Below are 14,364 nucleotides of genomic sequence, written 5' to 3'. Positions count from 1 at the left end.
GGGAGACCTTCGTGCCGCAGCCTGGGTGGCCAGGGTCTCGCCCTGGCCTTGTGGTGATATAGCCCTCTTAAAACAAAACCTGCCGTCTTGGGTGCACCAAACCCCTGCTGCATGGGCCTGAAAATCAGGGAAACATTTAGATTTTGTTAAATGCGAGCTACAACTACATCGCCCATTCCCTCCTTGAAGCTGGATCATTCAAACTCAGATCACACTCTCAAATACGATAATCATCTTTTGTTATGCGATGGTAGTTTTTAAGGTTGAGTTAACATGCGGCAGGGGATGCTGTATTATCTCGCCGTGTATTCTTGCGCCCCCGATGACAAGCGGGCCGCCGCCGATCCGGCGACCTCCCAGAAAGAACTGTGGCGTCTCGCCTTGGACCGCCCGGACCTCCGTCCGGTGATCGCGATGAATCCGGCGGCTCCCGAGGAACTACGTGCGAATTTGTTGGAAAGAACGCAGGCGCGGTCCAGCGTGGCTGTGGGTTCCCCGCCGACGACTTGGGGGGTGGCCTCCTCCGGGGATGAGGGGGCTCGGGGCCGGCGCAAGAGGTTTCCCATGCTGGTGGTGCTCACGCTGGCCGTGACGCTGGTGCTGCTCCTGGCTGTGACGGTCGTTGTCCTGTACGGTGGGCAGTCCCCGCGGGCAGAATCCACCGCTCCGGGGGCTGGGCAGGGGGCTGCGATGCAGGATGCGTCCGTCCAGCCGGGGCAATCCGAGGCTACGGTGGCCCAAACTCAGGCGACTGAGCCCACCGCCCCGTCGCAGAGAACAACGCCACCGGTCACCCTGGACGCGTTGGGTGCCAGCGGCTGTGCGGCCGCAGCGGAAGATGCCGGCCTGCTGGTGGCTTACGGATCGGAGTACTCCAATGGTAGCGGCTGGGGCACGGCTCACGCGGAGGGCCAGCTGGAACGGCAGATCGTTCGTTTGCAACAGGCCTGCGGTAGGAACTACGTGATGCAGGTCGCCACGATGGCCGAGCGGTTGGGGGCCACCGCTGCAGTAAATACGACGCTGCACAAGGTCATGGCCACGCCAGCTCGGCCTGCGCCGCAGGGAGCCTTCTCCTATGACATGGTGGCTAGCCCCTCGGGGAACATCATGTGTCATCTGCAGGGCGAATATGTCTCCTGCGGTATTCAGAAGTTCTCCTATCAGGACTGTGGGTGGCCGCGCTTCGATATGTATGTGGGGCTCGACGGCGTCGTAGGCAAGTGCGGCCCAGGAGTGCCGTCAGAATGGGAAATAATCTGATGACGTTGGAATATGGCCAATCGACTGCTTCCGGTGCTTTTGCCTGTACCTCTGAAAGTACCGGGATGACCTGCTGGCACGCCACCACAGGCCATGGTTTCACGTTGTCCCGTGAGTCCTTTACCGATTTCTGAGATATTGTGGCTGGCCCGCAGAATCGCGTGGCCCTGACGCTGCGCCAGCGAGATGACTTCCCAGCTGAATGCGCGGCAGCGGTTCACCTCACAGTGGCGAGGAAGTCACGGGGGTCCCCCAGGGCGCTCGGGGCGAAGAGCACGCACGGCTAGATTCTCGTGGTGATCTTGGTCATCGTGATTTCTCCTGCCTTTATGGGCGATGTAGTCACTTACACCATTTCTCTGACACACCTGAAACGCGACACTAGCGACCTTCGGTTAGCAGTGTCAGAACGGAGTGAACCTGGTTCACGAGGTGCCTGGGATAAGGGGTGGGGTCAATACGCGTAATCCGGGAGGTTGACATCGACTTTACTTGCTCGCACATGGCAATTGTGGGTTCATCGCTGAGCGGTGCGAGGTTCACGTGGGTCACCCACCCTTTGTCTGCATGCGTGAGTGGAACGGCGATGACAAGGCCGCGCGCTCTGTGGAGCGCGCGTTCCGAAAGCACGAGCCAAGGCCGATGTTTTGCCTGTTCGCGACCCACCGTAGGGTCCATGCTCGCCCAAATGACGTCGCCGCGCTCCGGCAAGCGGTTCACTCGTCTGCCTCGAAGCGTTGAATCGCTTCTTCCGAATCCGAGGTGAAAGCGGTGTCTGTCTCTTCGAGCGCGTCGAGATACTCCTGGTCTGGGGCTTCTTGCTCTAGCCTCTCCCAGAATAGGGCCTTCTCACGCTGGACAAGCATCTGCTCAATCAACTGCCCCTGCGTGAGGTCTGCATCGCGAGCTGCGTCACGAACCCGGTCTCGCAAGGCTCGGGGCACCTTGATAGTTGCCATATCAGTCATACCCAAGAGTATACTTCCCGGTTGGCACTGCTGTTTAGGGCCTCGTAGGCTGCCCCGCCGCATGCACCGTGACGCGTGTGGCGCGCTACTGCGGTACTTCCGGGAGTTTTGGATGAACTTCCAGGTGAGCTACGAGTTGCGTCTTAAAAGACGAGAGCTGCCCGAGACCCTGGCGGCGATCACTCCAGAGATCACTTTTCTTTCGCAGGTGTTGTGGCAGCTGCGACCGCCTGGCTGCACGGATGCCTTCTCCAGAAGGGGCGGGCGTTCCCGGGTGAAGGGCCATCGGTTTCCGTCTTGCCGAAAGATGCCGATTCTGTGTGCTCAATTGGCCGATAGGTGATTTCTTTTATCGCATCATACTGACCTTCGACAATTTCAGAAACGCGAGTCGTCGGGAAAGTAGATCGCGACATACAATGCCGTGACGAAGGAGGGGAAGTGTTGAAAATGATCAGGCTTTCTGGGGGGCGTGGGCCGGTGGCGCTCCTCGTCGCATTGTTGATTGTTTTGACTAGTTTCGTATCCGGCGCCTCTGTGGCAAAGGCGACCGAGGTGAACGGCATTCAGTCGTCCAGTATCCATCTTGAGAAAATGGATGCGAACGAGGCTGCCATCTACATGTGGAGCGCGGTCCGGGTCAACGCCACGTGGCGCGTCCCGAACGGCACCGGGAGAGCCGGAGACACCTTCATGCTTACTTTGCCCAAGGAGCTCATAGGCTCTGAGGGCAGCTTCGACCTGAAGGGGAAGGAGGGCGACCCGCTCGCCTACGGCACCTGCCAGGTGACGAAGTCCGAGGTGGTCTGCACCTTGAATGAGAACGTCGAGAACAAGAACGACGTCGGCGGCTCGCTGTGGGTCAAGACGCAGGTGGGGGCACTGACCGAGGCCGACAAACTCACCTTTGGCCTGCGCAACGGCGTGACTGTGGATGTTCCCCTCCCTGACGGGCAGAGCGGCATTGGCTACAAGCCTTATGTGCCCACCGAAATCGACAAGTCCGGCTGGTTTCCCGGTGCCGATCAGAAAATTCAATGGCGCATCGTGGTCCCCGGGTCGAAGGTGTCCGATCGCTCCAGTATGACCATCACCGACAATTTCGCGATGGCAGGTGTGGACCTGACCGTGGCCGCGGACAGCCCGAGTGTCTTCTGGGTTCCCAGCACCCCGAAATGCTGGAATGAAATCAGCAGCGCCGACTGCTACAACGCCCTGACCACATCGAGCACGCCGTCGTCTGAGGTCACCGTCGACAACGACGGCGACACGGTCAAAGTCGTCATCGACAACAAGGGTCAGAACTTCGAGGCCGACCGGATCTACATCGTCGACCTGCTGGTGGACAGCGACAGCAAGATCTTCGCGGGCTCCCGGTACACCAACCAAGCCACTGTGGACAACGAGGTGCGCTCCGCCACCGCTGTGAAGGAGACCTCGGGCGGCGGCACCGGGTCCGGTGACACCGTCGGCCACATCGGGGTGAAGAAAGTCGTCACGGGCGGCGACGTCGCCTCCGACACCGTCTACCCGGTGGCCTGGTCCTACGACTACAACGGGACCACCCACCAGGGTGAGCTGTCGGTCAAGGGTGACGGGACCCTGGAGACCCTCAGCAACATTCCCAACGGCACCGTCGTGACTCTCACCGAGAACGTGCCGTCCGTGACCGGGGTCGATTTCGGGGATCCCGCCTTCTCCGGCGATGGCGTGACCGACGGCGTCCCGAACGCCACCAGCGCCCAGGTCGCCGTCGAGGGCCTGAAGACCAGGGAGGTGACCCTGACCAATCAGGTGAACCCGGTAAACCCGAAGCTGGCTTCCGTCCAGGTGACCCCCGGCGTCTGCGCCCCTGGGGCCGCCGAGCCACTGGAGCCCGCCGTGGAGGTCGGGCCGACCGACGGGATCACCTACACCGAACCGGAGATCACCACGTCAGGGAGCCAGGTGACGATCAAGGTCAAGGCCACCCCGGTCGCTGGCAAACAGATCGACGACCAGAACCTCCCGCAGGGCTGGGTATCGAACGGGGATGGCTCCTTCACCTTCACCACCACCATCACGCAGCCGGTGTGCCAGAGGACTGCCGTCCTCGCGATCCCGGTGGTGAACCCGGGGATCTGCCCCGCCGACTCGACCACGCCCAGCCAGCCGACCGTCACCGGCGTGGAAGACACCGCCGAGATCGACTACAGCGAGCCCGTCATCACCGTGAACGGCGATGAGGTGACGGTGGTGGTCACCGCCACGGCAAAGCCGGGGTACCACATCGACGAGGGGAACCTGCCAGATGGCTGGCTGGCCCTTGAGGGGACGGTGTCCTATGTCAGGACTGTCCCCCGCACCAAGTGCGCGGTGCCGGTCTCGCCGGGCATCGAGCTCGGAACGTGCGCCCCGGGCGCGGCCCAGCCATCGGACCCCGTCGTCAAGCCGGCTGAGACCGCGGGGCTCACCTACAGCCAGCCGCAGGTTGAGATCGTGAACGGGAAAGTCACGGTGACCATGTCCGCGACGGTCGAGGACGGGTATCAGCTGGGCGGCCCCGTCCCTGAAGGCTGGAAGCGGCTGGACGGCAGGACCGCGACCTTCACCGCCACCAAAGACCAGCCGATTTGCCCATAACCCACTCCCAGCCCGACTCCGTCGGCGACCACGTCGCCCACGGTTGCGCCGTCTGCGAACGTCCCGGCTTCCACGCCGGCTCCGAGGTCGTTGGGCCCCGTCGCCCCGACCCCGGGCACCCAGACTCCGGTTACACCCACACCGGTGAAGCCGGGTCTGCCCAGGACCGGTTCCTGACCGGCTGAGCCAGACCCGGGAAGCGGCCCCGATACCTGAGAGTCGGGGCCGCTTCGCGTCTCCTGCCATACGCCGCCGCCCGCCATAGACTCGGGATCATGGATGACACTCCCGCGCTCCGCCAGCTCCGGGCACTGGGCGTCGCGCACACTGTGGTGAGGCACGGGCCCGTCAGCTCGGTCGTGGAGGCAGCGGCGGTGCGCGGCATCGAGGTGCGGGACCTGGTGAAGACCATCGTCGTGCGCCGGGCCAGCGACGACTACGTGTTCGTCCTGGTGCCCGGGGACCGCGAGTTCTCCTGGCCGAAGCTGCGGGCCCTTCTTCGCACCTCCCGGCTCTCGATGCCCGACGCCGAGATCGCCAAGGCGGTCACCGGGTATGAACGCGGCACCATCACTCCCTTCGGAGCGATCCGTCCGTGGCCGGTGCTGGCCGACGCTTCGATCGCCGGAAGGCGCATCTCCATGGGCGGTGGCGCGCACGGCGTCGGGGTGAATCTGCTGGCCGACGACATGATCGCAGCCCTTAACGCCACGGTCGCCGATCTGACCGCTGACGACGACTCGCAGCGCTGACCTACGCCAGCGCGGCCACCCAGCGGGGCAGGACCTGCTCCAGCCGTCCGTGGATGCGCAGGGTCGCGAGGTCGTCGCCGCGCGTGACGCCGTCGCCCGCGATGATCACATCCTTGCCCTGCCGCACGGCCTGACGGACGAACCTGAGTCCGCTCATCACCGTCAGGCTCGATCCCAGCACCAGGAGGACCTCCGCGGCCTCGGACAGGGCGACGGCGCTGTCCAGCACGTCACGGCGCACGCTCTCGCCGAAGTAGACGACATCCGGTTTGAGCATGCCGCCGCACCGGGGGCAGGCGGGGTAGGTGAAGTCGGCCATCTCGACTTCGGCGTCACCGTCGGGGGCGGTGCGGGCCTGCTCGGACAGCTCACCGAGACGGGCGGTGATGCCGGGATTGAGCGCCAAGAGCTCATCCTGGAGGCCGGCGCGGCTGGAGAGGACGCCGCATCCGAGGCAGACGACGCGGGCCAGGCTGCCGTGCAGGTCGACGACCGGGGCGGATCCGGCCGCCTGGTGCAGGCCGTCGACGTTCTGCGTGATGACGCCGGTCAGCGGAGTGAGACGCCCGAGCTCGGCGAGCGCCAGGTGAGCGATGCCAGGACGGGCGGCGGTGAACCAGCTCCATCCCACCGTCGACCGGGCCCAGTAGCGGCGACGGCTGAAGTCGCTGCGGGTGAACTCCTGGAAGGTCATGGGGGAGCGCGGCACGGCGTCGCGGCCGCGATAGTCGGGCAGCCCGGACCCGGTGGACATGCCGGCGCCGGTGAGCACGACGGTGGGGCGGTCCCGGAACAGGTGGAGCGCGGCGGCCAGGTCGGCGTCAGGGGAGACGCGTCCGAAACCGCCCTCCCCGGGGCCCCAGGCGGGTGTGGCGACGCCGGTCGCAGTGCGGAACCAGCCTCCGACATCACCCAGATTTGTCACCACGCCAGCCTAGTCGTCATATCGCTGGGTGTTTCCCGCTCCCAGGGGCGGTGCCTGGCGTCGTCCGCTGGTGCACGGTAGGACTTGGGCGTTTTGCCTGACTGCTTTGCGTGGCATCCGCCCTAGGGTCGCCTCCTTCAATGAACTTCTGAATGATGAACTTCCGGCACGCGACACCGTCAGGTCCTGCCAACATTGCCGACGCGATCTGACCCGGCTGAGCGCCGGTGGCTGGCCGACACGGCACGGCCGGGATGGCTGCCTCCGGGCTGGGCGGTATGGGTCGTTGTACCTTAGGGTTTCTCAGCTTGCGGGCTCCGGGAGGCTGTCTCTAGCAGATTGGCCTGCACTCTCGCAAGCGTTAGCCTAGTTACGTTCGGGCAATTTTAGGCTCGGTGGAATTTTCTCGACGGGAAGGAGACCTGTGAAGTCACCCTACTGGAACGTCACCATTGCGGGCAGTAGTGATGCGACTGTCAACGGGGTGCCAGTCGAGATGGTGGTGCCGACCAACGTCTACTCGTCAGTGTTCCAACACCTGGCGGCCGTGGCGCGCCAAGCGGGGCGTCCGGTGCTGGCCCGCGGCGTGGACGAGACCAAGGGCGGCCGGGTGGCCTGGTTCACCGTGGACGCCAACGGGCAGGCCCTCGCCGCATCGCCCGCATCCGTGACCCCGTCCAACAGCCAGCCCCCGCCACCCAACGGGACCCCGCCGAGGCCGCGCCGCGCGCCCGCGCAGCCGATGGTCGAGGAACCTGAGCGCGAGGCCATCGAACCACCTCCCGCCCGGGCCCTCATGAAACCAGAGCCACAGGCCTCCGAACCTCGCCAGCAGGTGTCCCCGGCGCGGGCGCGGGCCTCCGAACCCCAGGAGGCCACCACCTCCCCGGTGCCGCCGGACGCGCCTCCGCCGTCGGTCCCGTCGGCTCCGCCGCCGCGGGCAGCGACGCACAAGGCGCCCTCGCGGCCGGTGCCGCCGGACGTGCCCTTGCGGTCGATCTCGATGAACGTGAACGTTCCAGCGGCATCGCCGCCGGCCCAGCTGGAGCCACCGCCACCGTCGTCGCTGTTCGTGCGGCCGCCGAAGGCGGTGCCCCAGGGCGGGGTTCGTGGGGCGATGTACCGGTTGACGGCGGGCCGGGTGAATCTTGGGCCCAGCCAGACGCAGGTGCGTCTCGCTGAGCGCGGCGCGCGGATCGCCCGTCCGCTGGAGCGCCCCTACAGCACCGTGTTCCTGTCCTTCAAGGGCGGGATCGGCAAGACCTCAACCACGGTGGGGGTGGGGCTGATCCTCGCGCAGCTGCGCGGCGCCCCGCCCATCGCGATCGACGCAGACCCGGACGCAGGCGACCTGGCGGAGCGGCTGCTCGGCGAGGACGAGCTGATGCGCGCCAAGCCGCGCTGCCTGACGGATCTGGCGCGGGACATCTCGAAGGTGCGGACCTGGACCGACCTCACCGGCTACATAACGCAGGTCGACCGGCTGCATGTTGTGGCTGGTGAGCAGGACCCGAAGGTGTCGGACAGCCTGACCGCCGAGGGGTATACGCGAGCGCACGAGCTGGTGCGGCACTTCTTCTCCGTGATCCTCACCGACTGCGGCACCGGCGTCACCCAGAAGGCTATGAGGGGGATTCTCTCAAGGGCCGATAGCGTGGTCATCTCGGCGGGTTATGCGGTCTCTGGGGCCAAGCGGGCTGTCAGCACCCTCGACTGGCTGGCGCAGCACGGCTATGAGAGGCTGGCGCAGGAGGCGATCGTCGTGCTCACCGACAAGGACGACGTGTCGTCGCGGGTGCAGAAGGACATGGTTCGTACGCATTTGGCGAGTCACAGCCGCCAGGTGTTCGTGGTGCCGAATGACCCGACCGTCGCCGACGGCGACCGCATCGATTTGGAGCGGGTCCATCAGCGCACCCGGGAGGCCTGGGCTGAGGTCGCCGCCGCCATCATCGACGGCTACCGCTAACCACTCAGTCGTCGTCGCGCTGATACCAGGGTTTGATGTCCTGGATCTCCTTCGGCGGCAGGATGGCCCGCAACACCGAGTGATACCGGCTGGTCAGGTCGGAGATCGTCGTATTCTCGTGGAAGAAGCGTATCCCTATGCCCCGCGGCCTGGAGTCGATGATGCTCGCCTCATCTGCGCCGAGTCGCCTCACCTCCGACAAGATGTTCTCCAGGGTGGTGTGGAGCATCGCGGTCTCTGGGACGGCCAGCGCCAGTGGCATGACCTCGTGCCGATAGCGGGGCGTGACCATGCGGCCCTGGGGGCCCTGGCGGTAGCCGAGCAGGGCATAGGTGGCACCGGCGCTGAGCGCGTGATACAGGAAGTGGTCGATGGACGCCTGGGTGAGGTCCCGGGGGCATGGGCCTGAGAACTCAAGCCGTTCGGTCACGCCGATCGCCTCGGGGATGGAGATGATCAAACCGTCGCCGTCACCCCCGGAGACGATGGCGATCGCCTCCTCGGGAGAGAAGCTGCGTGCGTGCTCGGTGACGATCGTGGGGGAGAAAACCTCGTAGAGGGGCTCGATGGCTCCGAAGCGAACCGGTGGCGCGCATCCGGCTGCCGCCAGGATCTGCAGTGAGAAAGGGCCGAGCTGCGGGTTGTCGTGGTAGCCGTGGAGGATCTCGGCGTTGATGCTGAGGGCCCGTTCGTCGCCTACGGCGACCTCAAAATAGGCGGGGTGGATGCCTCCGCCAAGCTTGAATGACACGCCATCCCAGCTGGCCCGCAGCCCACTGAAGCCGTCAAAGGCGCCGTCGGGATGGTCGACTATCCAGCATGACCCGGTGCTGGTGATGAATCGCGCGGCGGCGAGGGTGAGTACGGAGTTGGCCCGGGTCACGACGGCGAAGACCCGGCCGGAACGGTAGGCCTGCGCGTAGTTGCACAGCAGCCACTGGGAGAGTCCCACGGTGGTGCGGGGCTGGATGAGCAGATGGGTCTTCTCGGTGAGGATGTCCGCGCTGACGTCCTTCATCATTCCTGTCCTCCTGAGAATGGAATCGTCCATCCTCCCATCGCGGTGGCGAGCGAGTAGGCCACACGCTCGGCGGTCTCCGGCATCGATGACGGGCTGTGCAGCTCCGTCCAGTGGAGTGCCCGGCGTTTCGTGGACAGTGGCGAAAAACCTGAGTCTATTCGAACATGTGAGGTAAAATCTGTATCATGCCGGCTTCGAAATTCAGTAAAGAGTTTAAAGAACACATCGTTGCGGAGGTTCTTGAGGGGTCTCGGCCGATAGCGGAAGTGGCGAAGTCCTACAATCTGGAGCCGGCAAACTGTGGGTCAGCTGGGTGAGGATATGGCGGAAGCAGCATCCCGATTCAGGTATGGTAGAAGCCTCGTCGGATCAGGTGGCGGAGAACAAGCGCTTGCAGGCCGAGGCTGGGTGAAGCGAAGACGGAGGGTTCGAGTTCAGAGATAAAGCGGCGGCCTTCTTCGCGCAGGAATCCCGGTAGCAGCGAAATATGTTTATATTCACCGCGAGGAAGGCAGCTATCCTGTGTATCTGATGTGCCGCTGGGCCAGAGTATCTCGTTCCGGCTACCACAAGGTGGCGGAATCAGGGTTTATCCGAGACGCAGAAACGCCGGGAAGAACTCACTATTTTGATTACGCATTTCTTCCACGAGTCTGACCAAACGTACGGGTATCGACGTATCCACGCAGCCCTGGCCGAACGGGGAATCCACGCGAGCCCAGAGCTGGTGCGTCAGCTCATGCACCAGGCCGGCCTGGTGGCCTGTCAGCCCCGGAAACGGGCCCGCACCACCATCCCAGCCCAGGATCTTCACCACCGCCCGGATCTGGTGAAAAGGAATTTTACCGCCAACAAACCAGGGCAAAAATGGGTAGGCGATATCACCTACATCCCCACCTGGGAAGGATTCACTTATCTAGCAACCGTCATGGATTGCTACTCGAAAAAGATCATCAGTTACGCGATCGCCGGGAATATGCGCACCCAACTTATTACCGATGCTTTACACATGGCAGTCAGAAATCAACCCCCTATCGTGGGCGAGACTGTCTTCCATTCGGATCGTGGTTCGCAATACACCTCAGCTGATTACGCGGAAATCATGAACACATATGGTATCCGTGCCTCGGTAGGTAGAACTGGGTCGTGTTACGACAATGCCGCAGCGGAATCATTTAATGCCACCTGCAAGAAGGAGGTAGTGAACCGGAAGATCTACCCAACACGGAAACATGCTATAAAGGATGTGACAGCCTGGATCGAGTTACGTTACAATCAGAAACGACTTCACTCGGCGTTAGGGTACCGAACCCCCAACCACGTCCACCAAGAATGGAGCCAACACCAGAAAGCAGCCTAGAAATCCTATTTTTCAACAGTGTCCACAAAACCCATAGCACTCCACTCCACCGATTGTCACACCAAAAAAGTGACCTCATCATCGACGCTCTCACTCACCTCACTAAGCAATACCCGGGCAAGCACATCACAATCGTGTGGGATAACGCCTCATTTCATCGCAGTCAAGAACTCCGCAAACTCCTAGGCCCCGGCAACACACTCGAAAACATACACCTCATCAACATGCCCGCCTACGCCCCCGACCACAACCCCATCGAACACGTCTGGGCCGAAGCCAAAAACAACATCTCAAACGAGCAACGCGACACTTTCAACCACACCCGCCAAGCCTTCGAAGAATTCATCACCAAAAACAAATTTCCCTACCGAATCAACAAAGACTTTGAATAATGAGGGCTATGACTCCGGTACGCTTGAAAGCGAAGCGGGTAATCTCAAAGCACATGGATCAAACTTTAAGACTGCTGTCAGTAATGCCAAGTCTAGCTGGGATGGTTTGAGTTCGTGCTACCACACGCCACATGAGGATCTGCTTTATTCCGCACTTGATGTCCCTGTGACCGCCTCCCAGGACGTCGGAACCGGAACCGAAACTATTAAAACGGCCATTACCACCTTCACTTCCACCGCTAGTGCGTTGGAAACTGAACGTACTTCGCTGTTGGCTGAGGTAGAGGCGCACAACGCAACGCCCGAAGCGTGGACGAACAATAGTGATGGAACTGAGCCTATCTGTAAACCTGTTACAGATAATGAAGCATACCCCGATGTAGACAGCGAAGGACTGGACCTGCAAAGGAGGGTCGATAATCTGGCTCAGCGATACCAGAGCGCTGTTGATACCTGTGTGAATAGCTTAAATGCGATCCAAGAGGATGGAACTCAAGGCGATCCTCTCAGTCCTCTTCTTAAATATGTCCGAGGTAGGATTATGGCTGCCGCTGAGATTGCTGCTGAGGGTATAAAGGTAGTTAAGACCCGCTACTATACTCGACAGATTTTTCAGATTGGTGAGCGCTCTGTCAAACTTGATTCGGCCGTAACGAGAGGATCTTCTAAGTACTTTTTAGATATTTTCAATAAGCATCGCGTTGGACCCGAGCCACAAGGTTTTTGGGGTAGATTTGGATCAAGGTTTAAGTCTTCTTTCGTTGGTCCTTCTCGGGGTGTGTGGACTGAGTGGAAATTTTTGTCTTCGGAAACTTTTGACGGAGTAATGAAAGTAACAGATGAGCGTTTTTCTAGTACGAAGATTGGTGTCTCTGCGGTCGGAAGAACGTTGGGTCGTGGCTTGTTTGCGGCAGGTGTTCTGCTCAATTATAAGAGTGAATATGATTCTGCCAAGACGCGATACGAAAATCAGCCAGGCCTTACTACTGAGCAGACTGAGTGGAAGGCTAATGAGAGCGCATTCGTCCGGACGGCTGGGCAGATCGGGACAACGGCAGCTGTAACTGCAGCAGCCTGTTCTTTTGTTCCTGGAGTTGGTACTGCTGCGGGTTTTGCTATCGGCTCAGTGGTTGGTGCAGCCACGATGATTCCTACTGGAGACGGTAAGAACGTCGGCGACCGAATTGGGGACGCTTCGGAGGGGATCTACAATGGAGGTAAGAAGCTTGTCAAGAAGGTCTTCGGCTAGCTAGCCTGTTCGGGGGGCGGATGTGCCGAGTGTTTGACGTATAATTTTCTCTGCACATCCGCTCTTTTGCCTATTAGGCTACTAGCCTTCAGTGCGCGCTGGCGTCTTTAGGGCTGGTTCGCTGTTGAGTGCTCTTGGCCGGGTTATGGTGATGGCGCGGTCGGTCGTTAGTGCCGTTGGTGACGATCCCGTCAAGGATGGTGCTGATCTGTGCGGTACCCAGGGGAGTGTGGAGGATTGCGAGGCGGTATATGGCTCCGCCGATGAGCAGGTCGGCTAGGTCTTCGGGGGCGGTCGTCACGTTCAGGAGGCCTGCGTCCCGCACTCGGGTGAGGGTGTCGGTGAGCAGCCGTCGCGGTGGGTCGATGATACGTTCCCGGTAGCGGGCGCGCAGCTCCTCGTCGGGCTGCCGGTGGATGTCCAGCGCGGCGGCCAGCCAAGAGTTCGCCCCGGCGCTGACCGACTCAGCCAGCATCGCGCAGATCCGGCGGAGGTCGGCCACCGGATCGTGGGTGGGGGTGAAACTCCGGTCCCCGATGCTCTGTGCCATGGTGTCGACGACCAGGTGGGCCAGCGACGACCAGCGCCGGTAGATCGTCGTCTTGGCCACCCCGGACAGGCGGGCGACGTCGTCAATGCGCAGACCCGAATAGCCCTTCTGCGTGAGCAGGGCCAAGACGGCCTGCATGATGCGTCCCTCGGCGTCCGGGTTACGGGGGCGTCCCCGCGAGGATCCCGTCGGACGGGGCCGGCTGACGGGGGATGTCCACGTGCCACTCCCGCCACGTTGATTGTCGTCGTGCGGGCCACGACGCCTTCGGTTGCCTCGCCGGGACGATGCCTGGGCATCGCCCGTCTCGCCATCCCTGCCGGTGGTTTCTCTTGGTGGCATCGGTTCCCTCCTGCTGGAAATATTACGCTACTGATAGTAGCGTAATAGCACGCGCAGAGGAGGTTGTGTCATGGACGGCAGGCTTGATGACCGGGAACGGTGGCTCGTCCCGCTCTCGCTGGCGGCGTCCTTCCTCGCCAACGATGGGGAGGAACTGCTCACGATGGCCCCCACGTTTCAGAAGACCCTCGATGCGCTGCCGTCATGGCTCCGGCTCCCGCTTCCCCGGGACCTCGACCAGCGGCATGTGAACGTCGGTATCGCGATGATGGGAGGGCTGTGCGTGGCAGCGGTGGCCAACGGCATCCGGACCCGCGGCCGGGGGCGGCTTTACCAGGACTTCCAATGGGGTTTCGGGCTTCATGGGTTTGGGCATCTCCTGGCGGCTGCGGCGGCTAGGAGATACACCACCGGGTCGGCCACGTCGCCCTTGGTTGTGATTCCCCAGCTGATCTACGCTCTCCGCGCCCTGCGCCGGGCCGGCGTCCCCCGGACGATGCATCCGCTGCGAGCTGCGGGGGTCCTGGGCGGGTGGCTGGTGTTGTCGCACGTGATGGGTGCTGTGGTGTCGGCGCACCTGAGGAAGCGCGATGACAAGCGATGACCACGCGTGGGTCCTCAGTGCGGCGCTCCTGGGGGACTGCGGCCTTCATCAAAGGCTGCCTCAGTGTCTGATTGTGTAGTCTGATACTTTTATATGCATGAGTCGTACGACTATTGCTGTCAGGGAAGAGACGCGTGCCCGCATCAAGGCCGGTGCTGCCAACGAGTCGAAGACCATCGACGCGTATCTGCGCATGCTGCTGGACGAATATGAGCGCCGTCGGTTCTGGGCGTCGTTTGAGGACGTCACCCCGCATTCCTATGCTGCGGCGGTCTCCAGCGACGGCGATGCGCTGGACGAGGGGTACAGCGCTGAGGACCGCGCTCTCGCAGCTGAGGAAGCGTGAC

The 14,364-nt window shown here is 62.4% G+C and carries 15 protein-coding genes and 1 pseudogene; 11 read left to right on the top strand and 5 right to left on the bottom strand.

The genetic code is table 11. The features are described 5' to 3' along the window. The first annotated feature begins 303 nt into the window (after positions 1 to 303). Positions 304 to 1,263, top strand: a complete 960-nt coding sequence (locus SK1NUM_RS14300; protein ID WP_212323521.1) for a variant leucine-rich repeat-containing protein — start codon at positions 304 to 306, stop codon at positions 1,261 to 1,263. 381 nt (positions 1,264 to 1,644) lie between these two features. On the opposite strand, the gene SK1NUM_RS15545 is transcribed toward SK1NUM_RS14300, so the two are convergent. Then, positions 1,645 to 1,983, bottom strand: a complete 339-nt coding sequence (locus SK1NUM_RS15545; RefSeq protein WP_212323514.1) for a type II toxin-antitoxin system PemK/MazF family toxin — start codon at positions 1,981 to 1,983, stop codon at positions 1,645 to 1,647. Further along, positions 1,980 to 2,231, bottom strand: a complete 252-nt coding sequence (locus SK1NUM_RS14290) for a hypothetical protein (protein WP_212323512.1) — start codon at positions 2,229 to 2,231, stop codon at positions 1,980 to 1,982. Before SK1NUM_RS14290 ends, SK1NUM_RS15545 begins: the two co-directional genes overlap by 4 nt. 450 nt (positions 2,232 to 2,681) lie before the next feature. Here SK1NUM_RS14290 and SK1NUM_RS14285 point away from each other — a divergent pair, with 450 nt between their 5' ends. The 3 genes from SK1NUM_RS14285 to SK1NUM_RS14275 all read left to right on the top strand — a co-directional run bounded on the left by SK1NUM_RS14285 (position 2,682) and on the right by SK1NUM_RS14275 (position 5,605). Continuing rightward, entirely contained in the window at positions 2,682 to 4,853 is a 2,172-nt protein-coding gene (locus tag SK1NUM_RS14285; protein ID WP_223928024.1) for an Ig-like domain-containing protein, read from the top strand. Then, positions 4,844 to 5,038 carry a hypothetical protein gene (locus SK1NUM_RS14280; protein WP_212323508.1) on the top strand — a complete coding sequence of 65 codons (195 nt, stop codon included), beginning with the start codon at positions 4,844 to 4,846 and terminating at the stop codon, positions 5,036 to 5,038. The genes SK1NUM_RS14285 and SK1NUM_RS14280 overlap by 10 nt, the downstream gene beginning before the upstream one ends. A 90-nt stretch (positions 5,039 to 5,128) precedes the next feature. After that, complete coding sequence (locus SK1NUM_RS14275; protein ID WP_212323506.1) at positions 5,129 to 5,605, top strand: aminoacyl-tRNA deacylase; 477 nt, start codon at positions 5,129 to 5,131, stop codon at positions 5,603 to 5,605. A 1-nt stretch (position 5,606) separates the two neighbouring features. On the opposite strand, the gene SK1NUM_RS14270 is transcribed toward SK1NUM_RS14275, so the two are convergent. Next, on the bottom strand, positions 5,607 to 6,530 hold the full coding sequence (locus SK1NUM_RS14270) for a Sir2 family NAD-dependent protein deacetylase (protein ID WP_212323504.1): 924 nt from the start codon (positions 6,528 to 6,530) through the stop codon (positions 5,607 to 5,609). Positions 6,531 to 6,954: 424 nt separating this feature from the next. On the opposite strand from SK1NUM_RS14270, the gene SK1NUM_RS14265 reads away from it, so the two are divergent. Continuing rightward, complete coding sequence (locus SK1NUM_RS14265; RefSeq protein WP_212323502.1) at positions 6,955 to 8,499, top strand: MinD/ParA family ATP-binding protein; 1,545 nt, start codon at positions 6,955 to 6,957, stop codon at positions 8,497 to 8,499. A gap of 4 nt (positions 8,500 to 8,503) precedes the next feature. Here the strand turns inward: SK1NUM_RS14265 and SK1NUM_RS14260 are convergent, their stop codons facing one another. Beyond that, complete coding sequence (locus SK1NUM_RS14260; RefSeq protein WP_212323500.1) at positions 8,504 to 9,520, bottom strand: DUF6177 family protein; 1,017 nt, start codon at positions 9,518 to 9,520, stop codon at positions 8,504 to 8,506. Between the two features lie 185 nt (positions 9,521 to 9,705). On the opposite strand from SK1NUM_RS14260, the gene SK1NUM_RS15540 reads away from it, so the two are divergent. From SK1NUM_RS15540 to SK1NUM_RS14240, 4 genes and pseudogenes are all read left to right on the top strand, one after another. Next, on the top strand, positions 9,706 to 9,837 hold the full coding sequence (locus SK1NUM_RS15540; protein WP_212323498.1) for a transposase: 132 nt from the start codon (positions 9,706 to 9,708) through the stop codon (positions 9,835 to 9,837). Between the two features lie 266 nt (positions 9,838 to 10,103). After that, a pseudogene (locus SK1NUM_RS14250) lies at positions 10,104 to 10,880 on the top strand (IS3 family transposase); the annotation flags it as partial. A gap of 53 nt (positions 10,881 to 10,933) precedes the next feature. Then, on the top strand, positions 10,934 to 11,272 hold the full coding sequence (locus tag SK1NUM_RS14245; protein ID WP_212323495.1) for a transposase: 339 nt from the start codon (positions 10,934 to 10,936) through the stop codon (positions 11,270 to 11,272). Next, the gene (locus SK1NUM_RS14240) at positions 11,265 to 12,521 is read left to right on the top strand and encodes a hypothetical protein (RefSeq protein WP_212323494.1); all 1,257 of its coding nucleotides are present in this window, start codon (positions 11,265 to 11,267) and stop codon (positions 12,519 to 12,521) included. Before SK1NUM_RS14245 ends, SK1NUM_RS14240 begins: the two co-directional genes overlap by 8 nt. 88 nt (positions 12,522 to 12,609) lie before the next feature. On the opposite strand, the gene SK1NUM_RS14235 is transcribed toward SK1NUM_RS14240, so the two are convergent. After that, positions 12,610 to 13,413: a TetR/AcrR family transcriptional regulator gene (locus SK1NUM_RS14235; protein WP_212323492.1), complete on the bottom strand. Its 804-nt coding sequence runs from the start codon at positions 13,411 to 13,413 to the stop codon at positions 12,610 to 12,612. A gap of 70 nt (positions 13,414 to 13,483) precedes the next feature. On the opposite strand from SK1NUM_RS14235, the gene SK1NUM_RS14230 reads away from it, so the two are divergent. Continuing rightward, positions 13,484 to 14,017 (top strand): HXXEE domain-containing protein, encoded by a 534-nt coding sequence (locus tag SK1NUM_RS14230; RefSeq protein ID WP_212323491.1) that lies wholly within the window; start codon positions 13,484 to 13,486, stop codon positions 14,015 to 14,017. 97 nt (positions 14,018 to 14,114) lie between these two features. Continuing rightward, positions 14,115 to 14,363 carry a hypothetical protein gene (locus SK1NUM_RS14225; RefSeq protein WP_212323489.1) on the top strand — a complete coding sequence of 83 codons (249 nt, stop codon included), beginning with the start codon at positions 14,115 to 14,117 and terminating at the stop codon, positions 14,361 to 14,363. Position 14,364 lies beyond the last annotated feature (1 nt).

It is taken from the genome of Arachnia rubra (assembly GCF_019973735.1).
Classification (GTDB): Bacteria; Actinomycetota; Actinomycetes; order Propionibacteriales; family Propionibacteriaceae; genus Arachnia; species Arachnia rubra.
The sequence above is the reverse complement of the archived record's forward strand: the minus strand, read 5'-3'. Positions and strand labels throughout refer to the sequence as shown.

Excerpts from the sequence above, each read along its gene's own strand:
- SK1NUM_RS14290 (WP_212323512.1), bottom strand. The coding sequence starts at position 2,231 with ATGACTGATATGGCAACTATCAAGGTGCCCCGAGCCTTGCGAGACCGG.
- SK1NUM_RS14285 (WP_223928024.1), top strand. The coding sequence starts at position 2,682 with ATGATCAGGCTTTCTGGGGGGCGTGGGCCGGTGGCGCTCCTCGTCGCA.
- SK1NUM_RS14275 (WP_212323506.1), top strand. The coding sequence starts at position 5,129 with ATGGATGACACTCCCGCGCTCCGCCAGCTCCGGGCACTGGGCGTCGCG.
- SK1NUM_RS14260 (WP_212323500.1), bottom strand. The coding sequence starts at position 9,520 with ATGATGAAGGACGTCAGCGCGGACATCCTCACCGAGAAGACCCATCTG.
- SK1NUM_RS15540 (WP_212323498.1), top strand. The coding sequence starts at position 9,706 with ATGCCGGCTTCGAAATTCAGTAAAGAGTTTAAAGAACACATCGTTGCG.
- SK1NUM_RS14235 (WP_212323492.1), bottom strand. The coding sequence starts at position 13,413 with ATGCCACCAAGAGAAACCACCGGCAGGGATGGCGAGACGGGCGATGCC.
- SK1NUM_RS14230 (WP_212323491.1), top strand. The coding sequence starts at position 13,484 with ATGGACGGCAGGCTTGATGACCGGGAACGGTGGCTCGTCCCGCTCTCG.
- SK1NUM_RS14225 (WP_212323489.1), top strand. The coding sequence starts at position 14,115 with ATGAGTCGTACGACTATTGCTGTCAGGGAAGAGACGCGTGCCCGCATC.